We start from the raw sequence: 21,311 nt of genomic DNA, 5'->3' as shown, positions 1-21,311 counted from the left end.
AGGACGGAGGCATTCCCTCCGTCGGCGGCCCCCGTTCACTCGCCGCTCACCCGCCGGTCGTCGCGCGAGCCGGCGGCCAGGAGATCGACGGGTTGTCCGCAGGGGCCGTCGCCCCCTATTCTGAGTTTGTGCCGCTACTAAACAAAATACGGACGGCCCTTCCGGCAGGATCCGGCGCGCACACCACCGCGCCCTCCTTGCTCCGCCTCCGCACCGCCCTGACCGTGTTCTTCGCCCTCGACGGATTCCTCTTCGCCGGCTGGGTGGTCCGTATCCCGGCCATCAAGCAGCAGACCGGCGCCTCGGCCGGTGACCTCGGCCTCGCTCTGCTCGGCGTCTCGGCGGGCGCCGTGGTGACGATGGTGATCACCGGCCGGCTCTGCCGGCGCTTCGGCAGCCACCCCGTGACCGTGGCCTGCGCAGCGCTGATGGCGCTGGCCATCGCCCTGCCTCCGCAGACCCATTCGGCGCTCGCCCTGGGAGCGGTCCTGCTGCTCTTCGGCGCCGCGTACGGCGGGATCAACGTGGCCATGAACAGCGCGGCCGTCGATCTGGTCGCCGCCCTGCGGCGCCCGGTGATGCCCAGTTTCCACGCCGCGTTCAGCCTCGGCGGGATGCTCGGCGCGGGCGTCGGCGCGCTGGTCGCGGGCAGCCTCTCCCCCACCGCGCACCTGCTCGCGCTGACCGGATTCGGCCTGCTGGTGACCGCCCTCGCGGGGCCGTCCCTGCTCCGCCACCCCGCCCCGGCGCACACCGCGACCCCGCACGCCCAGGGGCGGCGCCTCGACGGCCGGGCCCGGCGCCTGGTGCTCCTGTTCGGCGTGATCGCCCTGTGCACGGCGTACGGGGAAGGGGCCATGGCCGACTGGGGCGCGCTCCACCTGGAGCAGGACCTCGACGCGGCGCCCGGCATCGCGGCCATCGGCTACTCCCTGTTCGCCCTGGCCATGACGGCCGGCCGGCTCAGCGGCACCTTCCTGCTCGAACGCCTGGGCCAGACCCGCGCGCTGGTCGCGGGCGGCACGACGGCCACCGCCGGGATGCTGCTGGGCGCGCTCGCGCCGACGGTGTGGCTGGCGCTCGCCGGTTTCGCGGTGATGGGCCTGGGCCTCGCCAACATCTTCCCGGTCGCGGTGGCCCGCGCGGGCGCGCTGGCCGGACCCGGCGGGGTCGCCGCCGCGTCGACCCTCGGCTACGGCGGCATGCTCCTCGGCCCGCCCGCGATCGGCTTCGTGACCCAGTGGTCCTCCCTGCCGGTCGCCCTCACCACGGTGGCCGCACTGTCGGCGGCGGCGGCCGTGATCGCGTACGCCTCGCGGCATGCGACGGCGGGGGCGTAATGGCGGGGGGCGTAATGGCGGGGGGCGTAATGGCGGGGGCGTGACGGAGCCCAGCGTGGCCGCGCGCCGAACAGAGCGGGCCGGACGGAGCCCGGCGCGGCCGTGCACGGACCGGAGCGGGCGGACGAAAGGGCTCGGCGGGACGGGGCGTGCGACGGCGCCCGGCCACACCGGCGCCGACGCGATGCGCCGACAGGCCTGCGCGCCTGCGGACTCCCTGCTGATCGGCCCCGCCAGGCCAGGGAGGCGGGCGCCCGCTCGCGAACCGCTCCGCGCGGGCGTGACCGGGCGCACATGGACAGCATCACCACCCCGCCCGCGCCGCTGGCAGAATCCCGACATGGACACCGCTGAACTCATCAACGCCCTCGACCGCGAGGGCCGGTTGCTGGCCGAGGCCGCCGGCGCGGCGGGCCCCGACGCCTCCGTGCCGACCTGCCCCGGCTGGCAGGTGCGGGATCTGCTGAGGCACACCGGGACGGTGCACCGCTGGGCGACCGCGTACATCACCGAGGGCCACACCGCCTTCCACCCCAGCGGTGAGGAGCCCGACCTGGACGGCGACGGACTCCTCGACTGGTTCCGCGAGGGCCACCGCGCACTCGTCGGCGCGCTGACCGGCGCACCGAAGGAACTGGAGTGCTGGCACTTCCTGCCCGCGCCCTCCCCGCTGGCGTTCTGGGCCCGCCGCCAGGCGCACGAGACGGCCGTCCACCGGGTGGACGCCGAGTCGGCCCGGGGCGGCCGCGTCACCGCGCCGGAGCCGGAGTTCGGCGTCGACGGCATCGACGAGCTGCTGCGCGGCTTCCACGCCCGGGAGCAGAGCCGGGTGCGGACGCGGACGCCGCGCACCCTTCGCGTACGGACGACGGACACGGACGCGGTGTGGACCGTGCATCTGTCGGACGGGGTGCCGCGCACGGTCCAGGACGACGACGGCCCCGCCGACTGCGAGCTGAGCGGCACCGCGCACGAGCTGTATCTGACGCTGTGGAACCGACGGCCGCTCTCGTCCGTTGCCCTTGCGGGCGACGCGTCGCTCGCCGAGCTGTGGCAGGCGAATTCGGCCATCACCTGGAAGTAGCCCTGGCACCGCACGGTCCGCGCGGGGTCATGGCACGCGCGGCCGTGACCCCGCCGCCGTACCGCAGACGTTACGAGGGCCGGTCCGCCAGCATCCGGGAGAGCACCGCGCGTTGCAGCGGTCGCACCTCGGTATGGCGCGCCCGGCCCTTGTCCGTGATCATGACCCGGACGCCCCGCCGGTCCTCGCTGCACATCCCGCGGGTGACCAGGTCCTCCTTCTCCAGCCTGCCGATCAGGCGGGAGAGGGCGCTCTGGCTCAGATGGACGCGTGAGGCGAGCTCCTGGACGCGGTACGCCGTACCGCCGTCCTCCGCACGCCCCTCCACGAGCACGTCGAGCACCTCGAAGTCGCTCGCTCCGATGCCGTACTGATGCAGCTCGCGATCGAGCTCGCACGTCGTGCGCGCATGCACCGCGAGGATGCCGCGCCACTCGTCCACGAGCATGCGCTCTGACTTCTTGGCTGCCATGGCCGCACGTTAGCAGAGAAGTCGCTCTTTGTTGCGCTGTAATTAAATGCACTTGCACTCGATGCATGTGCATGTAGTCTGCTCCGCATGACCACTCCGCTCAACGTCCCGTCCAGCCAAGAGCGTTGGAGCCCCCGGCTGTGGGGCACCCTGCTGGTGCTGTGCGCCGCGATGTTCCTCGACGCCCTCGACGTCTCCATGGTCGGCGTCGCCCTGCCCTCGATCGCGACCGATCTGCACCTCACCACCTCGACGCTCCAGTGGATCGTCAGCGGCTACATCCTGGGCTACGGCGGCCTGCTGCTCCTCGGCGGCCGCGCGGCCGACCTGATGGGCCGCCGCCAGGTGTTCCTCATCGCGCTCGGCGTCTTCGCGCTGGCCTCGCTGCTCGGCGGGCTCGTCGACTCCGGGCCGCTGCTGATCGCCAGCCGCTTCATCAAGGGCCTCAGCGCCGCGTTCACCGCGCCCGCCGGCCTCTCGATCATCACCACGACCTTCAAGGAGGGCCCGCAGCGCAACCGCGCGCTCTCCATCTACACCACCTGCGCCGCCACCGGCTTCTCCATGGGCCTGGTCCTGTCCGGTCTGCTCACCCAGCTGAGCTGGCGCTGGACCATGCTGCTCCCGGCGCCGGTCGCCCTGATCGCCCTGGTCGCGGGCCTCAAGCTCATCCCGCACAGCGACCGCCCCGAGGGCAAGCGCCACTACGACGTGCCCGGCGCCATCACCGGCACCGGCTCGATGCTGCTGCTCGTCTACACCGTCGTCCAGGCGCCCGAAGCCGGCTGGGCCTCCGCCCGTACGCTGCTGTCCTTCCTCGCCGTCGCCGTCCTGCTCACCCTGTTCGTACGGATCGAGCAGCGCACCGCGAGCCCGCTCGTCCGGCTCGGCGTGCTCCGCTCCGGCACCCAGGTCCGCACCCAGCTGGGCGCAGCCGCCTTCTTCGGCTCGTACGTCGGCTTCCAGTTCATGGTCACCCAGTACATGCAGTCGGTGCTCCAGTGGACCGCGCTCCAGACCGCGCTCGCGTTCCTGCCCGCCGGTGTGCTCGTCGCCCTCTCCTCGACGAAGATCGGGTCGGTCGTCGACCGCTTCGGCACCCCGCGCATCATCGCCATCGGCTTCGCAGCCCTGGTCCTCGCGTACGCCCTGTTCCTGCGCATCAGCCTCACCCCGCAGTACGCCGCGGTCATCCTGCCGTCGATGCTGCTGCTCGGCGCGGCCTGCGCGCTCGTCTTCCCCTCGCTCAACATCCAGGCCACCACCGGCGTGGACGACAGCGAGCAGGGCATGGTCTCGGGTCTGCTCAACACCTCGATCCAGGTGGGCGGCGCGATCTTCCTGGCCGTGGTGACGGCCGTGATCACCGCGGGCGACCGGGGCGACTCGCCGCAGGACCTGCTCGACAGTTTCCGGCCGGGTCTGATGGTGGTGACCGGTATCGCGTTCGCCGGTCTCCTCATCACCCTGACCGGGCTGCGCACCAAGACCGACCGGCAGACGCTGGTCGTCGTGGGACCGGCCGGGGACGCGGCCGCCGCCCAGGAGCCCGCGAAGGTCGCCGTCGGCGACTGACGCCTCCTCGGGGGAGGGTGCGGCCGACGGGTGCTTGTTGCCCGTCGGCCGTATCTGTGTGGAGACTGCTCCCATGGGCAACCGGAGCCAGGGTGAACGCGACGCCCTCACCGTCGAGATCATGTACGCCGTGGTGACCGCCTCGCTGGCCGCCCTGCTCGCCTTCGGCGCGGTCGCCGGGCCCGCCTTCTTCTTCGAACTGCGCCATCCCGCACGGGGATTGCTGCTCCTGGCCGGGTCGGCCGCCGCCGTGCTCGCCTTCGTCAGCAGGACCGTGCACGTCCTGTGGCACTTCTCGTACGCGGGCGAGCCCGGCCGCCGTCAGCCGAGCCAGCCGGGCCGCACCAGGCCCGACTCATAGGCCAGCACCACCAGTTGGGCCCGGTCGCGGGCACCGAGCTTGACCATGGTGCGGCTGACATGGGTCTTGGCGGTGAGCGGGCTGACGACCAGGCGGCGCGCGATCTCCTCGTTGGAGAGCCCGATCCCGACCAGGGCCATCACCTCCCGCTCCCGCTCGGTCAGTTCGCCCAGGCTCTCGGCCGTGGCCGGTTCCTTGGAGCGGGCGGCGAACTCGGCGATCAGCCGCCGGGTCACCCCGGGCGAGAGCAGCGCGCCCCCGTCCACCACGGCCCGTACCGCGCGCAGCAGTTCCTCCGGCTCGGTGTCCTTGACCAGGAACCCGGAGGCGCCGGCGCGGATCGCCTCGAAGACGTACTCGTCGAGCTCGAAGGTGGTGAGCATCACCACCTTCACGGCGTCCAGTTCCCCGTCGCCGGTGATCCGCCGGGTGGCGGCGAGCCCGTCGAGGGTGGGCATGCGGATGTCCATCAGGACGACGTCCGGCCGCAGTTCGCGCACCAGGCGCACCGCCTCCTCGCCGTCGGCGGCCTCGCCCGCGACCTCGATGTCCGGCTGGGCGTCGAGCAGCGCCCGGAAACCCGCCCGTACGAGCAACTGGTCGTCGGCGAGCAGTACGCGGATCACGGGGTCTCCCTCGGTGCGGCGGGTGCGGTGCGGGTGAGCGGGAGCCGGGCGACCACCCGGAAGCCGCCGTCCGGGCGCGGGCCCGCCTCGATGGTGCCACCGAGCGCGGCGGCCCGCTCCCGCATGCCGATCAGGCCGTTCCCACTGCCGCCCGCGTTCCCGGGACCGGCCGGTCCGTCGTCGTCCACGCGCACTTCGAGCACGTCGGGCGCGTAGTCGAGCACTACGCGCGCGGTACGGGAGCCGGAGTGGCGCACCACATTGGTGAGCGCCTCCTGGACGATGCGGAAGGCGGCGAGATCGGCCCCGGGCGGGAGCGCCCTGGACGAGCCGGTCGTGGCGGTCTCCACGGTGAGCCCGGCCGCCGCGGCCTGTTCGACGAGCTCGGGCAGCCGGTCGAGGCCGGGCGCGGGCGAGCGGGGTGCGTCGCCCGGGGTGCGCAGGGTGTCGAGCACCTGGCGCACCTCGCCCAGCGCCTCCTTGCTGGCGGACTTGATGGTGGTCAGCGCGGTACGGGCCTGCTCAGGGTCGGAGTCGAGCAGTGCGAGGCCCACGCCCGCCTGGACGTTGATGACCGAGATGCTGTGCGCCAGCACGTCGTGCAGCTCGCGCGCGATCCGCAGCCGCTCCTCGTCGGCACGCCGCCGGTCGGCGGCGGCCCGCTCGGCCCCCGCCCTGGCCCACTGCTCCCGGCGTACGCGGGTGAGCTCGGCGATCGCCACGATGGCCAGCACCCAGGCGGCGACGACCAGTTCCTGCCCCCAGGGCGCGGCCCGGTCGCCGCCCGGGGGCAGCCAGCGGTAGAGCCAGTGGGCGACCAGGACATGGCCGAGCCAGAGCATCCCGACCGCTGCCCAGGCGGCCCGACGGTGTCCGGCGACGATCGCCGCGAAGCAGCCGACGGCCACCGCGAGGAAGATCGGCCCGTACGGATATCCGGCGCCGAGGTAGACCATGGCGGCGCCCGCCGAGCCGAACACGGCGAGCACGGGGTGGCGGCGGCGCAGCAGCAGCACCGCGCAGCTCGCGAGGAGCAGCAGCCGGGCGAAGACGTCGAGGGAGGCACGCTCGGTCTGGTTGTGCGCGACGAAGGTGGAGCCGCCCAGCACCACCGCGGTCAGCACCAGGGTGGACGGCCACGGCAGCCGCGAGCGCCCCCGGGTGTCCACACCGCCGCCCGCGCCCGGGACCCACATCCGCGCCCAGGGCGGGAGCGGCGCCGGACCCCGCACCCAGGGGGGATCGTCGCAGCGGGCGGGGCGCGCTGAGTGCTGCTCTTCCATACCGGCCACGCTAGCCCCGGGCGGGGCGCCCGGGCGTCAGCCCGGTGCGGTGACCGCGGCTACTCCCCGGGGAGTACCAGGCCCACCGAGGAGGCCAGCCCGGCGGCCGCGTGCGCGAAGAAGGCGTCCCGCTCCTCGACGACGCGGTGGAACTGGCCGAACAGCTCGAACGAGATCAGCCCGAAGAGCTGCGCCCACGCGGCGACCAGCGCGGGGCCGACCGCCGGCGGCAGGCCGGGCGCGAAGTCGGCGGCCATCCGGTCGGCCTCCGCGCGCAGCTCCGGGGCGAGCCGGGGAACGGCGATGCCCCGGGCCTGGTGCGCGTCGCGCACGATCCCGATGAGCACCAGCCCCACGCGCGAGGCGGGGCCGACGGTGGCCTGGGGCGCGGTGTAGCCGGGGACGGGCGAGCCGTAGATCAACGCGTACTCGTGCGGGTGGGCCAGTGCCCAGGCCCGCACGGCCCGGCAGACGGCGACCCACCGCCCGGCGGGCGCGTCGGCGGGCGCGGCCTGCGCGAGCGCCCGCTCGGCGGCCTCGCCCACGGCGTCGTAGGCGTCCACGATCAGCGCGGTGAGCAGGTCGTCGCGGCTCGGGAAGTAGCGGTAGAGGGCGGAGGAGACCATGCCGAGCTCGCGGGCGACGGCGCGCAGCGACAGCTTCGAGGCGCCTTCGGCGGCGAGCTGTCTCCTCGCCTCGTCCTTGATGGCCGCAGTGATTTCGGTACGCGCGCGGGCTCGGGCGCCCTGGACGGTGCTCATGGAGGCCATTCTGCCATCACCGAGAGCGGCGCCCCGGAATGAGAGCACTGATCCGGCCAGTGAGCCCTGAATAATTTCGAGAGCACCGCTCTTGCTTTGGAGCACCGGTTCCGTGCAGACTGCTCTCAAGCGAGAGCAGTGCTCTCGAAGCCACAGCAGGGAGTCCCCGATGTCGTCGCAGCCGTACTACCTCCAGGGCAGCCGCTTCACCGTCAAGATGAACAGCGTCATCGGCTGGCTCGCCCGCCACGGCCTCAGCCTGGCCGGTACCGCCGAGATGTCGGTCCGCGGCCGCAAGAGCGGCCAGATGCAGCGCGTGCCGGTCAACCCGCACACGTACGAGGGCGCGCAGTACCTGGTCTCGGCCCGCGGGCACTCCCAGTGGGTGCGCAACATGCGGGCGGCGGGCGGCGGTGAGCTGCGCGTCGGCCGCAAGGTCCGCGCCTTCACCGCCGTGGAGGTCCCGGACAGCGAGAAGACCGCCATCCTGCGCGCCTACCTGGAGCGCTGGGGGTGGGAGGTCAACCAGTACTTCAAGGGCGTCACCGCGAAGTCGAGCGACGACGAACTACTCGCCGCCGCTCCCGACCACCCGGTGTTCCGCATAACCGTCGACGCCTGAGCCGGGCCCGGCCACCGGGGCGCGGGCCCGGCCTCCCGGCACGGACCCGCATCGCCCACGCTCAGGAGCGGCGGTCCACCACGTCCAGGACGCGCCGCGCCATCGGGTGCGAGCGCACCATGCCCGCCAGGGTCGTCGTGCCACGGGTGATGTCCGCGAAGGCCTTCCATGCCGGGCGGAAACCGGTGATCGCGGCGTGCAGCATCGTCGGGCGCTTCTCGAACAGCGCCAGCATCCGGCGGCCCACGCCCATCTCGACGCCGAGGCCCGCCTTGATGGCGAAGGCGTAGTTCAGCGCCTGGCGGCGGGCGTCCACGGCGTCCTGGGACTCCGAGATCCGCACCGCCCACTCGCCCGCGAGCCGCCCCGAGCGCAGCGCGAACGAGATGCCCTCCCGGGTCCACGGCTCCAGCAGCCCCGCCGCGTCCCCGCACACCAGGACCCGGCCGCGCGACAGCGGCGAGTCGTCGCTGCGGCACCTGGTCAGATGCCCGGACGAGATCGCGGGCTCGAAGCCGGCGAGGCCGAGCCGGGCGATGAAGTCCTCCAGGTACCGCTTGGTCCCGGCGCCCTCGCCACGCGCCGAGATCACCCCGACCGTGAGCGTGTCGCCCTTGGGGAAGACCCAGCCGTAACTCCCGGGCATCGGCCCCCAGTCGATGAGCACCCGGCCCGCCCAGTCCTCGGCCACTGTCGCGGGCACCGGGATCTCCGCCTCCAGGCCGAGGTCCACCTGGTCGAGCTTGACGCCGACATGCGCTCCTATCCGGCTCGCGCTGCCGTCGGCGCCGACGACCGCGCGCGCGAGGACGGTCTCGCCGCCGGCCAGGACGACCGCCACCGTACGCCGGTCGGGCACGGCCGAGCCGTGCTGCTCGACGCGCTGGACGGTCACTCCGGTGCGCAGTTCGGCGCCCGCCTTCTGGGCCACCTCGACCAGACCGGCGTCGAACTCCGGCCGGTTGATCAGGCCGAAGAGCATCTGCCGGGAGCGGCGGGTGCGCGTCAACTTGCCGTTGAGGGAGAAGGTGACCGCGTGCACCCGCTCCTTCAGGGGCAGTTCGAACCCGGGCGGCAGTGCGTCCCTCGACGGTCCGATGATGCCGCCGCCGCACGTCTTGTAGCGGGGCAGCTCGGCCTTCTCCAGGAGGAGCACCCGTCGGCCCGCGACCGCCGCCGCGTAGGCCGCCGAGGCCCCCGCGGGTCCGGCGCCGACCACGACGACATCCCACACGGACGAGGCCTGCGGCTCGTCGTGCTGCGTCCCGGCATCTGCGTTCTCGCTGCTCACGATGTGCTTCTGCTCCTGATCCGACCCGTGGTCACGCTGACGACGGCATCCTACGGCGCGGTAGGGCCCACCCACCCTGTGGGAGGATCGGCCCGACCTTCGTCATACATTCACGTGCACTTGCGTACACGTACATCAACGTCGCACCCACGAGGAGCGTGCCCATGACCGCGAATCCGATCGCCGAGACCATCACCTCACTGATGCCCCGTGCGCAGGCGGAGCTCACGGAACTGGTGGCGTTCCATTCGGTGGCGGACGAGGCGGTGGCGCCGAGGAGCGAGTGCGAGGCGGCCGCGGCGTGGGTGGCCGGGGCGCTGCGCGACGAGGGCTTCCGGGACGTGGCCCTCCTCGACACCCCCGACGGCTCCCAGTCGGTCTACGGCTTCCTGCCCGGCCCGGCGGACGCCCCCACCGTTCTGCTGTACGCGCACTACGACGTCCAGCCGATGCTGGACGAGTCCGCGTGGCTGAGCCCGCCGTTCGAGCTGACCGAGCGCGACGGCCGCTGGTACGGGCGCGGGGCCGCCGACTGCAAGGGCGGGTTCATCATGCACCTGCTGGCGCTGCGCGCCCTGAAGGCGAACGGCGGCGTCCCGGTCTCCGTGAAGGTGATCGTCGAGGGCTCCGAGGAGCAGGGCACCGGCGGTCTGGAGCGGTACGCCGAGGCGCACCCCGAGCTGCTGACGGCCGACGCGATCGTCATCGGCGACACCGGCAACTTCCGGGTCGGTCTGCCGACGGTCACCGCGACCCTGCGCGGGATGACGATGATCCGGGTGCGGATCGACACGCTCGAAGGCAACCTGCACTCGGGCCAGTTCGGCGGCGCGGCGCCCGACGCGCTGGCCGCGCTCATCCGCGTACTGGACTCGCTGCGGGACGAGAACGGGCAGACGGCCGTCGAGGGGCTGCCCGCCGAGGCCTCGTGGGACGGGCTGCAGTACCCGGAGGGCGAGTTCCGCAAGGACGCCAGGGTCCTGGACGGGGTGGGGCTGCCCGGCACGGGCACGGTGGCCGACCGCATCTGGGCGCGTCCGGCCGTCACCGTGATCGGGATCGACTGCCACCCGGTGGCGGGCGCGACCCCGTCCATCCCGGCGAGCGCACGGGCGCAGATCAGCCTGCGGGTGCCGCCCGGCCAGGACGCGGCCGAGGCGACCAAGCTGCTGTTCGCCCACATCGAGAAGCACACGCCGTGGAACGCGCGGGTCTCCTTCGAGCAGGTCGGCCAGGGCCAGCCGTTCCGCGCGGACATCACCAGCCCGGCGTACACCTCGATGGCCGAGGCGATGCGGATCGCGTACCCGGGCGAGGAGATGCAGTCCTCCGGCATGGGCGGCTCCATCCCGCTCTGCAACACCCTGGCCGCGCTCTACCCGCAGGCCGAGATCCTGCTGATCGGGCTGAGCGAGCCGGAGGCGCAGATCCACGCGGTGAACGAGAGCGTGTCGCCGCAGGAGCTGGAGCGGCTCTCGGTCGCGGAGGCGCACTTCCTGGTCAACTACGCGCGCTCCAAGCAGGCCTGACGAAACGTCACTCCTCTTCGGAGGCGTGAGGGAACCCGTCAAGCTCTGGGCGGAATCGCGCAGAGCGTAGATCCGTGCGGCGGACGCCACCGCCGCCGTACGTTCGCCGCATGGATCTCGTACGGGTCACTCCCGAACTGCACATGTTCCGCTTCCCGATCGGCCAGGCGTATCTGTGGCGCGACGGGGATGAGTTGACGCTGGTCGACGCGGGTGACGTCAACGCCGCCGCGCCCATGGAGAACGCGATCCGCGGCCTCGGCCTCGACCCGGCCGCCATCCGCCGGATCGTGATCACCCACGGCCACCGCGACCACTACGGCGCGGCCGGGGAGCTGGCCGGGCGGTACGGGGCTGAGGTGGTCGCCCACCGGCTCGACGCGCCGGTGATCCGGGGTGAGCGGCCGGTGCCGGAACCGGTTCTGCTGGAGTGGGAACTTCCGCTGTACGAGCACGCGTTGACGGTGCCGGAGGCACCCCCGACGCGGGTCGACCGTGAAGTCGAGGACGGTGAGGTGCTCGACTTCGGCGGCGGCGCGGTGGTGGTCCACTCACCCGGCCACACCGACGGCTCGATCGGCATCCATCTGCCCCGCCACGGCGTGCTCTTCACGGGCGACTGCGTGGCCGGAATCGGCCAGGTGATGCTGGGCGTCTTCAACGTCGACCGCGCCCGCGCGCAGGCATCCTTCCGCCGTCTCGCCGCGCTCGCCCCGTCGGTGGCGTGCTTCGGGCACGGGGACCCGCTGACGCGGGACGCGGCGAAGGTGCTGCGGGAGACGGCGGAACTGGACTGACGGGCGGTGGCCTCAGCCCACCGGCACTCCCGCCTCCAGGTTGAGCACCGTCGACTTCTCCCGGGCCCGCAGCGCCCAGCGCAGCCGTTCGTAACGGGCGGGCGGCAGCAGGCGGGACGCCTCCTCCTCGCCGACGAACCGCCAGTCGCGCAGTTCGGAGCCCGGCAGCAGGACCCGCCCGGCCCCTGCGCTGTCCAGCCGGCCGCCGTCGAAGAGCAGCCGCAGCCCGCCGTAGCCCGGCGGGGCGGGCGGCTCCCAGTCGACGACCAGGAGCCGGGGCACCCGGTCGAGCCGTATCCCTATCTCCTCCTCGACCTCGCGCATGCCCGCCCGGGCGGGCGCCTCGCCGCGCTCCACCACACCGCCGGGGAACTCCCAGCCCGGCTTGTACGTCGGATCCACCAGCAGCACCCGGTCGCTCTCGTCGAAGAGCAGCACCCCCGCGGCGAGCGTCTCGGCGGTCGGCTCCGGGGTCTGGACGATCTCGCTGACGGGAGCGGCTCCGGTGCGTACGGCCTCGGCGATGCGCTCGGCGGTCTCGCGCGGGGTCAGGGCACCGTTGTCGACGACGTGGGCGTCCCCGGCCAGCCAGCCGAGGGCCGCGCGGTAGGGCTCGATGTGCTCGTACGCCCACTGGCGGCAGCGCTCGCTGGCCTCTGGGTCGTCGGGGACTTCAACACGGGCGGCGATCCGGGTGCGCAGGATCGTTTCCTCAAGCGTCAGGAGCACATGCCGCACCGCTATGCGGCGGGAGGCGAGGCCCCCGAAGATCTCATCGCGGTACTCCTGCCGCAGCAGTGTCATGGGCACCACGAGCACCCCGCCGACCTCGGCGAGCAGCGCGGCCGCGCCGTCCGCCACGAGCCGCCGCCAGATGGACAGGTCCTGGTAGTCACCGACTTCGGCGAGCCGCTTCTGCGGCAGCAGGTACCGGAGCGCGCCGCCGATCACCTCGGGGTCGTACAAGGTGCTGTTCGGGATCAGGTCGACCAGTTCGCGCGCGGTGCTGGTCTTGCCCGCGCTGAACGCACCGTTGATCCAGACGATCACGGTTTCCCCCTCTTCCATAGCCCCCAGTGGATTGCCCGCAACAGAGTGCCACGGAAACCCCGGGGCGGAACCGGGCGCCCTGATCTTGTACACAACTGTGGCGACCCTGTTGCACGTTGCGCGAGCCTTTCCGGCCGCGCGACGCGTCCTTGTCCATGAGCACCGGCCACGGGGGGCCGTAACGCATCTGATGGGAACATCGTTGTGCGAGTGCCGGAAGAGAGTGAGGGGGTGCGACGGATGCGTCGTACTGTGCTGGAGCGCTTTCCCGCGGGCGGCCCGCGCGGCAGCTGGCCCGCCGAGGAGTTCGCGCGCGACCGCCGCGACGAGGGCGTGCCGGCGGAGGTCGTGATGGACCTGGAGTCGGACACGTTCCTGGTGGTGGTGCGTCAGTACACACCGGGGGCGGTGCACTGACCCCCGCCCCCGCCCGCGCCGCCTACCGGTAGAAGACCGCGACGCCCCGGTGGTGCGAGCAGGCGCCCTGGTGGTGGGCCGCGTACGAGTACGTACCGTCGTTGCAGAGCGCGGTGGCACCGCCGTGGTCGTCACTGCCGCCGGAGTCGTCCGCACCGCCGGACGTGCTGGAACCGCCGGACGACCCGGAGCCACCCGCATCGCCCGAGCCACCGGACGCGTCCGCTCCGTCCGTACTGCCGCTGTCCGGCGTGGTGCCGAGCGACAGCAGCGGGGCCGGATCGGTGGGAGTGGGAGTGGGCGTCGGAGTGGGCGTGGGCGTCGGGCTCTGGCTGGTCGCGACGGCCGTCGGGGTCTGCGACGACTGGCTGGGTACGACCGTCTCACCCACCTTGCCGTCCCCGGAGTCGCCGCCTCCGCAGCCGGTGAGGGCGAGCGCGGCGGCCGCGACGAATCCGGCGGCGAGGGTGGAGATGCGTGCGTGTTTCATGTGGCCCCCTGGGCGATGAGACGGCCATCTCACCGCTACGGAGGGCCGCGGGTAACGGTAGTTGCGCATTCGTTACCGCATGGATTCAGCCAGTTGCCCGACACTTGTTCGCTTTACGTGCGGATGCGTGCTCTACCCCTTGCTCGACCCCAACGTGAGCCCCGCGATGAAGTGCCTCTGGAGCAGCAGGAACACCAGCAGGGTTGGGAGCGCCACGATGACCGAGCCCGCCGCCAGCAGGTTGTAGTCCGTGAAGAACTGGCCGCGCAGGTTGTTCAGGGCCGAGGTGACCGGGAGTTTGTCGCCGTCGGACATGAAGACCAGGGCCCATAGGAAGTCGTTGTACATCCAGGTGAACTGGAGCGTGGCCAGGGCTGCCAGGGCCGGGCGGCACAGGGGCAGGGTGATGCGCCAGTACTGGGTCCACACGCCCGCGCCGTCGACGATCGCCGCCTCCAGGATCTCCTGCGGGAGGGTGCGCATGAAATTGGCCAGGACGAAGACACAGAAGCCGATCTGGAAGCCGATGTGGACGACGATGACGGCCCAGTACGAGTCGAACATCGTCATCGAGTCGGACATCCAGTACGGCAGCGGGATGCGGTTGAACAGCACGTACAGCGGGGTGACGATGACCTGTTGGGGCAGCAGGTTCCCGGCCGTGAACAGCATCAGCAGCAGGATGCCGCCGCGCAGCTTCAGCCGGGAGACCGCGAAGGCCACGAATGACGCGAAGAACAACGTCACCAGTACGCCGGGCACCGCGATGATCAGCGTGTTGACGAAGTACTTCGTCATGCCGGAGTCGCTGAAGGCCTGTTTGTAGTAGTCGAAGGAGAGGTGCTTGGGGAGCGAGAAGTAGCCGTACTCGGCCGTCTCGTCGTACGGGCGCAGCGACGCGTAGACCGCGAGCAGCAGCGGCGCCAGGAAGGCCAGCGAGACGGCCATCAGGAAGGCGTGCACGCCCAGGCGGCCGGGGCGGGCGCGGCGGCGGCGGGCCAAGGGCGGCGCGGGCGGGGCGGTGACGGGGGCGACGGGTGCGGTGTCCACGGTCATCGGCTCTTCTCCCCTCGGATCTCCTGGACCAGGTACGTCACCACGAACCCGAGGGAGACGGTCAGCAGCACGACGGCGATGGCGGAGCCGAAGCCGATGCGGCTGGCCTCGCCGATGATGTTGTCGGTGACGAGCACGGAGAGCACTTCGAGCCCGTTGCGGCCGTGGTTGACCGCGTACACGATGTCGAAGGCCCGCAGCGACTCGATGACGGTGATCACGCCCACGATCACATTGACCGGGCGCAGGGTCGGCAGCACGACCCGGAAGAACGTCTGGGCCTCGCCCGCGCCGTCGATCGCCGCCGCTTCCTTGAGCGTGGGATCCACGGCCTTCAGCCCGGCCAGGTAGAGGATCATCACGTAACCCGTGTGCCGCCAGGCCGCCGCCAGCAGGATCATCCAGATGTTGAGGTCCGGGTCGCCCAGCCAGTCGGTCGGGTTCTGCTTGTCGCCGATGAGCGCGTTCAGGGCGCCCTGGTCCCGGGAGAAGACCAGTTGGGCGATGAAGCCGACGACGGCGAGCGACAGGACGACCGGCATGTAGAGCGTCGACTGGTAGAAGCGGCTGAAGCGGACGCCCCGGTCGATCAGCACGGCGAGCAGCAGCCCGAACGGGACGGCGACCAGGCCCAGGAAGGCCAGCCACATCAGGTTGTGGCGGACCGCCGGCCAGAAGGGCGGGTAGTTGGTGAAGATGTTGGTGTAGTTCTCCGTACCGACCCATTTGATGTCGCCGATCCCGTCCCAGCTGGTGAAGGAGAGGACGACGGAGGCGAGGGTCGGGCCCCACACGATGGCGAGGTCGAGCAGGACGGGTATGCCCAGCAGCACGCCGAGGACGACGAGGTCGCGGGCGGTGAACCGCCGCGGTCCTCGTCGTCCGGCGCGCCGTGCGGAGGTGAGCGACACGGCTGAGTACTCCAAGTCGGTGCGGGGGTTGGCCAATTGACGCCTGTCAGCTATCAGATGTCAGCCGACAGCTGACATCTGTCAGTCCGCGGCGAAGATCGTCTTCCTCTGCCGCTCGATGTCGTTGACCAGCCCGTCCACGTCGTTCGGGTTGCCGATGAACCTCTGCAGTGCCGGGATCATCACCGTGGAGGAGAAGTCCGGCCGGGTGTCGCGGTCCATGAACTGCGAGATCTGCTTGGCGCCGGAGATCAGCTCCACGGACTTCTTCTGGAGCGCGCTGTACTTGGAGGTGTCCGCCGCGCTGTTGACCGCGATGTTGTTGGGGTCACTGGCGAGGTAGATGTCCTCGGCCTTCGGGCTCGCGAGCCACTTCAGGAGGTCCTTGGCGCTCTCCAGGTTCTTCGCGTTCTTCAGGTTCTTGGACTTCTTGGCGAGCAGGAACCCGTCGATGGGCGCCTCGACCGCGTCCAGACCGTGCTCCGGATTGATGACGGGGAACGGGAAGAAGTCGAGGTCGCCCTGCTCGGACACCGGGAACTGCTGGCCCGCGTGCGGCAGTCCGAACACCGCCATGCCCGCCTCCTTCTTCTGCAGGCTCTGCGCGGCCTCCTGCCAGGTGCGGCCGTTGGCGCCCTTCTGGCAGTACGGAAGGATCCGGCGCCAGGTGTCGAAGACCTCCTTGACCCGCTTGTCCGTCCACGCCTCCTTGCCGGCCATCAGATCGCGGTGGAAGGCGTAACCGTTGGTGCGCATGTTGATGTAGTCGAACGTGCCCATCACGGGCCAGCCGTCCTTGTCGCACAGCGCGATCGGTACGAGCTTGTCCTTCTGCATCTGCTTGGCGAGCGCGATGTACTCGTCGAGCGTCTTGGGCGGCTGGTACCCGTGCTGCTGGAAGACGCTCTTACGGTGGAAGACCGCCCACGGGTAGTAGTAGTACGGCGTGAGGTACTGCTTGCCGTCCTCGCCCGTCGACTGCGCCTTCAGTGCCGGCGAGAAGCCCTGGAAGTTCTGCCACAGGTCGCTGATGTCGTGCAGCAGCCCCTTCTTGGCGAAGAACTGCATACGGTTCCCGGCGAACCACATGAAGACGTCGTCGGGCTTGCCCTGGAGATAGCGGTTGATGTTCTCCTGGAAGGTGTTGTGGTCGACGGTGTTGACCTTGACCGTGCGGCCTTCTCCGGACTGCTTCGCGTACGCCGCGAAGGCCTCCGCGAAAGCCTTCTTCGGCACCGCGTCCGAGGAGTTGGAACCCAGCCGGATCGTCTTGGCGTCGCCCCCGGGCCCGCTGTCGCAGGCGGACATCAGGGAGGGGAGGGTGACCGCCCCGGCGCCGAACGCGGCGCTCCGTAGAAGGCTCCGCCGGGACATCCGATGTCCCGCCACGCTCCCGGGCACCGCAGGACCTCTGAACGATGACTGCGCCATGTCCCCCTCCTCCAGGGTGTAATCCAACACAACCGAACGCGTGGCTTGGATCACACCCCCAACCGATGGGGACGTCAAGGGTTCTGACGGGATTCCGAACAACCGTTACCCGTTCTGTTTCAACAGACTCCAACAAGCTCTACCGCAAACGCGCGTGGCAGAAGAAGGGGGGAAGGGGTGGCGAATCGGTTCATCCGCCCTGGAACCGGAGGAAGGTGACGAGGAGCTACCTTCCCGCACGCACCGCCCGGCGAAAAGTCGTCGGAGCGCTGGCCGCGGCGGCCGCGGCGCCGACCAGACCCGCGTCCGTACCCATCAGGGCCGGGGCGACCCTGAGGCCCTGGACGAAGGAGAGCGCGGCGTAGTCGTGCAGGGCGCGGCGCAGCGGGGCGAACAGGATGTCGCCCGCTCCGGCCACTCCCCCGCCGATCACCGCGATCTCGATCTCCGTCAGGGTCGCGGTCGCCGCGATGCCCGCCGCCAGCGCCTGCGCGGCGCGCTCGAACGAGGCGAGCGCGACCGGGTGCCCGGCGCGGGCGGCGGCGGCCACGGCGGCCGCCGAGGTGTCGCCGTCGGGCCCCGGCGTCCAGCCGCCCTCCAGCGCGCGGCGGGCGATGTTCGGGCCGCTGGCGATCCGCTCCACACAGCCGCGCGCCCCGCACGGACAGGGATCGCCGTCGAGGTCGACGCTGATATGGCCGATGTGGCCCGCGTTGCCGGTGGGGCCCGGGTGGAGACGGCCGCCGAGGACGAGACCGCCGCCGACGCCGGTGGAGACGACCATGCACAGCGCGTTGTCGTAGCCGCGGGCCGCGCCCAGCCAGTGCTCGGCGGCGGTCATCGCCACACCGTCGCCGACGAGCTCGACGGGAAGCCCGCCCGTCGCCGTCCGCACCCGCGCCACCAGCGGGAACCCGCGCCAGCCGGGGATGTTGACCGGGCTGACCGTCCCGCTGGACGCGTCGACCGGGCCCGCGCTGCCGATGCCGAGCGCCGTGACCCGCCCCCACAGCGCGGATCCGGCCAGTTCCGCGAGGACCTCGTCGACGGCGCGGGCCACCGTCTCGCCGTCCTCCTGCGCGGGGGTCGCCCGCTGGGTCCGTACGAGCAGTCGGCCGCCGGCGTCCACCAGCGCTCCGGCGATCTTGGTGCCGCCGATGTCGAGCGCGGCGACGAGGTCGGTCTGCATCGGTGTCGGATCTCCTGGTGGGCGAGGGTGCCAAGCTAGTCGGATGAACAGTCTCCATTCACCTGACAACGTTGTCCAGGGCCTATGCTCGACGCCACACCGCGATCCACTCGGATCCGCCCCGGACACCCCGCCCCCAGCGCCCCGGGCCCGCTGAGCCCCCGACGACGACAGGACACCGCACGTGGCCGAGACCGCCCGCCACCATGAGCCCCGCTACGGCATCCGGCCCACCATGAAGGATGTCGCCGCCCGCGCCGGTGTCGGGCTGAAGACGGTCTCCCGGGTGGTCAACGGCGAGGCCGGGGTCACCCCGGACACCGAGCGCCGCGTCATGGAGGCCATCGACGCCCTGGGGTTCCGCCGCAACGACAGCGCGCGCGTGCTGCGCAAGGGGCGCACCGCCTCCATCGGCCTGGTCCTGGAGGATCTGGCCGACCCGTTCTACGGGCCGCTGAGCCGCGCGATCGAGGAGGTCGCCCGGGCGCACGGGGCGCTGCTGATCAACGGCTCCAGCGCCGAGGACGCCGACCGCGAGCAGGAGCTGGTGCTCGCCTTCTGCGCCCGCCGGGTCGACGGGCTGATCGTGATCCCGGCGGGCGACGACCACCGCTATCTGGAGCCCGAGATAAAGGCCGGGGTCGCCACCGTGTTCGTGGACCGGCCGGCCGGCCGGATCGACGCCGACGCGGTGCTCTCCGACAGCTTCGGCGGGGCGCGCGAGGGCGTCGCGCACCTGGTGGCGCACGGCCACCGCAGGATCGGCTTCATCGGCGACCAGCCGCGCATCCACACCGCCACCGAGCGCCTGCGCGGCTACCGTGCGGCGATGGAGGAGGCGGGGCTGGCGGTGGCGGACGCATGGGTCGCGCTCGGCTCCACCGAGCCGGAGCGCGTGCGCGCGGCCGCCGAGTCGATGCTGAGCGGCCCCGACCCCGTCACCGCGATCTTCGCGGGCAACAACCGGGTGACCGTGACGGCGGTACGGGCCCTGGCGGGCCGGGAGCACCCGGTCGCCCTGGTCGGCTTCGACGACATCGAGCTGGCCGATCTGCTCGGCATCACCGTCATCTCGCAGGACTCCGCGACGCTCGGCCGCACGGCGGCGAAACGGCTCTTCCGCCGCCTCGACGGCGTGGACGAGGCCCCCGCGCGCGTGGTGGTCCCCACCACCCTCATCGCACGCGGCTCGGGCGAGATCCCGCCCCCGCCCGGCCACTAGCCGCCGGTCAGCAGACCGGCGGCCCCGGCACCGGCGCGTTGTTGGCGCCGCCCTTGAGGTAGACCACGCGCACGTAGACGGTGGTGTTGCCGCTGTCGTCGTCGGTGCGCGCCCAGTACGTGTCGGTCCACTTCCCGTCCGTCTCGCGGCGGCCCAGGTCGACCCGGCAGTAGAAGTAGTTGGTGTCCGCGTTGAGCACGCCCATCTCGCCGCCGTCGTGCCGGTAGCTCTTCGCGGTGCGCCACACCTGGCTGTCGAACTTGCCCGCGCCGATGGAGTGGCAGGAAGGGGCTGGCGTGGAGCCGGTGCCGCCGCCCGCCGTGCCTCCGGCGCCGCCCGGGGTCGCGGTGGCGTGGCCGGTCGCCTCGCGCGGCGGGGCGACGGGCTGGGGCACGGGCGCGGACGGCGCCTGCGGGACCCCCGAAGACACCGCTGCCCCGTTCCCTGTCGCGGTTGTGGTCGCGCACAGGGTACGGGGCGGCGGTGACAGCGCCCGGGGCTACGGGGCGGTGACGGTGAGGGCCGCGCGGCGCGGGGAGGCGAAACCGTCGAGGTCGGCGCGGGTGAGGCCGGTGAGGCGGGCGACCTCCTCGTCGTCGAGGGCGCCGCAGTCCAGGCCGCGCAGCAGGAACCCGCTGAGCGCCTTGGCGGTGGCGGGCTCGTCCATGACGTCGCCGCCGGCCTTTGCCACATAGGCGGCGAGGCGGGCCGCGGCCTGCCCCAGGCCCTCGCGGTAGAAGGCGTACACCGCCGCGTACCGGGTCGGCAGGTGGCCCGGGTGCATGTCCCAGCCCTGGTAGTAGGCGCGGGCAAGGGCCCGGCGGGTGAGGCCGTAGTGGAGCCGCCAGGCCTCGTGGACGTGGGCGGTGGAGCCGATCGGCAGGACGTTGGTGGAGCCGTCGGAGACCCGTACGCCGGTGCCGGCGGCGGCGACCTGCATCACGGCCTTGGCGTGGTCGGCGGCGGGGTGGTCGCTGGCCTGGTAGGCGGCGGAGACGCCCACGCACGCGCTGTAGTCGAAGGTGCCGTAGTGCAGGCCGGTCGCCCGGCCCTCGGCGGCGTCGATCATCCGGGCCACGGCGGCGGTGCCGTCGGCGGCGAGGATCGACTGGCTGGTCTCGATCTGGATCTCGAAGCCGAGCCGCCCGGCGGGCAGGCCGTGGGCCTTCTCGAAGGCCTCCATGAGCCGTACGAAGGCGGAGACCTGCTCGGGATAGGTGACTTTCGGCAGGGTGAGGACGAGTCCTTCGGGCAGGCCGCCGTGCTCCATCAGGCCGGTGAGGAAGACGTCGGTGGTGCGGATACCGCGTTCGCGTACCGCCGCCTCCATGCACTTCATACGGATGCCCATGTACGGGGCGGCGGCGCCGTTCTCGTACGCCTCGGCGATCAGACGGGCGGCGCGGGCGGCCGTCGCGTCCTCCTCGGCGTCGGGGCGCGGGCCGTAGCCGTCCTCGAAGTCCACGCGCAGGTCTTCCACCGGCTCGCGCTCCAGCTTGGCGCGCACCCGGTCGTACACGGGGGTGGCGAGCTCGTCGGCGATACCGAGGACCTTCGCGAAGGAGCCGGCGTCCGGGGCGTGCTCGTCGAGGGCGGCCAGCGCCTGGTCGCCCCAGGAGCGCAGGGTGCCGGCGTCGAAGAGGTCACCGGGTACGTAGACGGTGTGCACGGGCTGGCGGGTGCCGGGGTCGCCCGGGTAGCGGCGGGCGAGCTCCTCGTCCACGGCCACCAGCGAGGCGCTGATCTCCTCGCTGACCGCGCCCGCGAGGCTCCTCGCCACCTTCTCCTGCTGACCCATCCTGCA

22 protein-coding genes are annotated in these 21,311 nt (G+C 72.0%); 9 read left to right on the top strand and 13 right to left on the bottom strand.

Going from position 1 to position 21,311, the window contains the following annotated elements:
- The first annotated feature begins 128 nt into the window (after positions 1-128).
- Complete coding sequence (locus ACZ499_RS19450; protein WP_468676451.1) at positions 129-1,340, top strand: MFS transporter; 1,212 nt, start codon at positions 129-131, stop codon at positions 1,338-1,340.
- 340 nt (positions 1,341-1,680) lie between these two features.
- On the top strand, positions 1,681-2,424 hold the full coding sequence (locus tag ACZ499_RS19445; RefSeq protein ID WP_468676448.1) for a maleylpyruvate isomerase family mycothiol-dependent enzyme: 744 nt from the start codon (positions 1,681-1,683) through the stop codon (positions 2,422-2,424).
- A 70-nt stretch (positions 2,425-2,494) separates the two neighbouring features.
- Here ACZ499_RS19445 and ACZ499_RS19440 read toward each other — a convergent pair whose 3' ends face one another.
- Positions 2,495-2,896 (bottom strand): MarR family winged helix-turn-helix transcriptional regulator, encoded by a 402-nt coding sequence (locus tag ACZ499_RS19440; RefSeq protein ID WP_468409311.1) that lies wholly within the window; start codon positions 2,894-2,896, stop codon positions 2,495-2,497.
- Between the two features lie 87 nt (positions 2,897-2,983).
- Here ACZ499_RS19440 and ACZ499_RS19435 point away from each other — a divergent pair, with 87 nt between their 5' ends.
- Positions 2,984-4,471 (top strand): MFS transporter, encoded by a 1,488-nt coding sequence (locus ACZ499_RS19435; RefSeq protein WP_468676446.1) that lies wholly within the window; start codon positions 2,984-2,986, stop codon positions 4,469-4,471.
- 73 nt (positions 4,472-4,544) lie between these two features.
- Positions 4,545-4,832, top strand: coding sequence for a DUF6332 family protein (locus ACZ499_RS19430; protein ID WP_468676444.1), 288 nt, complete (start codon positions 4,545-4,547; stop codon positions 4,830-4,832).
- On the opposite strand, the gene ACZ499_RS19425 is transcribed toward ACZ499_RS19430, so the two are convergent.
- Genes ACZ499_RS19425 through ACZ499_RS19415 form a run of 3 tightly spaced genes read right to left on the bottom strand, consistent with a single transcriptional unit; the run spans position 4,793 to position 7,502 of the window.
- The gene (locus tag ACZ499_RS19425) at positions 4,793-5,458 is read right to left on the bottom strand and encodes a response regulator (RefSeq protein ID WP_468676442.1); all 666 of its coding nucleotides are present in this window, start codon (positions 5,456-5,458) and stop codon (positions 4,793-4,795) included. The genes ACZ499_RS19430 and ACZ499_RS19425 overlap by 40 nt on opposite strands.
- Positions 5,455-6,741: a sensor histidine kinase gene (locus tag ACZ499_RS19420; RefSeq protein WP_468676440.1), complete on the bottom strand. Its 1,287-nt coding sequence runs from the start codon at positions 6,739-6,741 to the stop codon at positions 5,455-5,457. The genes ACZ499_RS19425 and ACZ499_RS19420 overlap by 4 nt, the downstream gene beginning before the upstream one ends.
- Positions 6,742-6,800: 59 nt before the next feature.
- Entirely contained in the window at positions 6,801-7,502 is a 702-nt protein-coding gene (locus ACZ499_RS19415) for a TetR/AcrR family transcriptional regulator (RefSeq protein ID WP_468676439.1), read from the bottom strand.
- Between the two features lie 169 nt (positions 7,503-7,671).
- Here ACZ499_RS19415 and ACZ499_RS19410 point away from each other — a divergent pair, with 169 nt between their 5' ends.
- On the top strand, positions 7,672-8,124 hold the full coding sequence (locus ACZ499_RS19410) for a nitroreductase family deazaflavin-dependent oxidoreductase (RefSeq protein WP_468409323.1): 453 nt from the start codon (positions 7,672-7,674) through the stop codon (positions 8,122-8,124).
- A gap of 61 nt (positions 8,125-8,185) precedes the next feature.
- Here the strand turns inward: ACZ499_RS19410 and ACZ499_RS19405 are convergent, their stop codons facing one another.
- The gene (locus ACZ499_RS19405) at positions 8,186-9,415 is read right to left on the bottom strand and encodes a geranylgeranyl reductase family protein (RefSeq protein ID WP_468676437.1); all 1,230 of its coding nucleotides are present in this window, start codon (positions 9,413-9,415) and stop codon (positions 8,186-8,188) included.
- Between the two features lie 164 nt (positions 9,416-9,579).
- Here ACZ499_RS19405 and ACZ499_RS19400 point away from each other — a divergent pair, with 164 nt between their 5' ends.
- Positions 9,580-10,944, top strand: coding sequence for a dipeptidase (locus ACZ499_RS19400; RefSeq protein ID WP_385535387.1), 1,365 nt, complete (start codon positions 9,580-9,582; stop codon positions 10,942-10,944).
- A gap of 110 nt (positions 10,945-11,054) precedes the next feature.
- Positions 11,055-11,741 carry an MBL fold metallo-hydrolase gene (locus tag ACZ499_RS19395; RefSeq protein ID WP_468409327.1) on the top strand — a complete coding sequence of 229 codons (687 nt, stop codon included), beginning with the start codon at positions 11,055-11,057 and terminating at the stop codon, positions 11,739-11,741.
- A 12-nt stretch (positions 11,742-11,753) separates the two neighbouring features.
- On the opposite strand, the gene ACZ499_RS19390 is transcribed toward ACZ499_RS19395, so the two are convergent.
- Positions 11,754-12,791, bottom strand: coding sequence for an NUDIX hydrolase (locus tag ACZ499_RS19390; protein WP_468676476.1), 1,038 nt, complete (start codon positions 12,789-12,791; stop codon positions 11,754-11,756).
- Positions 12,792-13,031: 240 nt separating this feature from the next.
- Between ACZ499_RS19390 and ACZ499_RS19385 the strand changes: the two genes are divergently transcribed.
- Positions 13,032-13,208 (top strand): hypothetical protein, encoded by a 177-nt coding sequence (locus ACZ499_RS19385; RefSeq protein WP_385535383.1) that lies wholly within the window; start codon positions 13,032-13,034, stop codon positions 13,206-13,208.
- Between the two features lie 22 nt (positions 13,209-13,230).
- Here ACZ499_RS19385 and ACZ499_RS19380 read toward each other — a convergent pair whose 3' ends face one another.
- The 5 genes from ACZ499_RS19380 to ACZ499_RS19360 form a co-directional block, all read right to left on the bottom strand.
- On the bottom strand, positions 13,231-13,698 hold the full coding sequence (locus ACZ499_RS19380; protein ID WP_468676434.1) for a DUF3761 domain-containing protein: 468 nt from the start codon (positions 13,696-13,698) through the stop codon (positions 13,231-13,233).
- A gap of 132 nt (positions 13,699-13,830) precedes the next feature.
- A complete protein-coding gene (locus tag ACZ499_RS19375; RefSeq protein ID WP_468676432.1) occupies positions 13,831-14,754 on the bottom strand; it encodes a carbohydrate ABC transporter permease in 924 nt (307 codons plus the stop codon).
- Positions 14,751-15,665 carry a carbohydrate ABC transporter permease gene (locus ACZ499_RS19370; RefSeq protein ID WP_385535377.1) on the bottom strand — a complete coding sequence of 305 codons (915 nt, stop codon included), beginning with the start codon at positions 15,663-15,665 and terminating at the stop codon, positions 14,751-14,753. Before ACZ499_RS19370 ends, ACZ499_RS19375 begins: the two co-directional genes overlap by 4 nt.
- A gap of 81 nt (positions 15,666-15,746) precedes the next feature.
- Positions 15,747-17,039 carry an ABC transporter substrate-binding protein gene (locus ACZ499_RS19365; RefSeq protein ID WP_468676428.1) on the bottom strand — a complete coding sequence of 431 codons (1,293 nt, stop codon included), beginning with the start codon at positions 17,037-17,039 and terminating at the stop codon, positions 15,747-15,749.
- A 283-nt stretch (positions 17,040-17,322) separates the two neighbouring features.
- Positions 17,323-18,285 (bottom strand): ROK family protein, encoded by a 963-nt coding sequence (locus ACZ499_RS19360; RefSeq protein WP_468676426.1) that lies wholly within the window; start codon positions 18,283-18,285, stop codon positions 17,323-17,325.
- Between the two features lie 184 nt (positions 18,286-18,469).
- Between ACZ499_RS19360 and ACZ499_RS19355 the strand changes: the two genes are divergently transcribed.
- A complete protein-coding gene (locus ACZ499_RS19355; protein ID WP_468676424.1) occupies positions 18,470-19,507 on the top strand; it encodes a LacI family DNA-binding transcriptional regulator in 1,038 nt (345 codons plus the stop codon).
- Between the two features lie 7 nt (positions 19,508-19,514).
- Here the strand turns inward: ACZ499_RS19355 and ACZ499_RS19350 are convergent, their stop codons facing one another.
- Together ACZ499_RS19350 and ACZ499_RS19345 are read right to left on the bottom strand one after the other, a co-directional pair.
- The gene (locus ACZ499_RS19350; protein ID WP_468676423.1) at positions 19,515-19,937 is read right to left on the bottom strand and encodes a hypothetical protein; all 423 of its coding nucleotides are present in this window, start codon (positions 19,935-19,937) and stop codon (positions 19,515-19,517) included.
- 69 nt (positions 19,938-20,006) lie between these two features.
- Positions 20,007-21,305 (bottom strand): DUF6986 family protein, encoded by a 1,299-nt coding sequence (locus ACZ499_RS19345; RefSeq protein WP_468676422.1) that lies wholly within the window; start codon positions 21,303-21,305, stop codon positions 20,007-20,009.
- Positions 21,306-21,311: the final 6 nt, after the last annotated feature.

The sequence above is a fragment of the Streptomyces sp. NPDC031265 genome (assembly GCF_055570295.1).
This window is presented reverse-complemented; position numbering and strand designations above follow the sequence as displayed.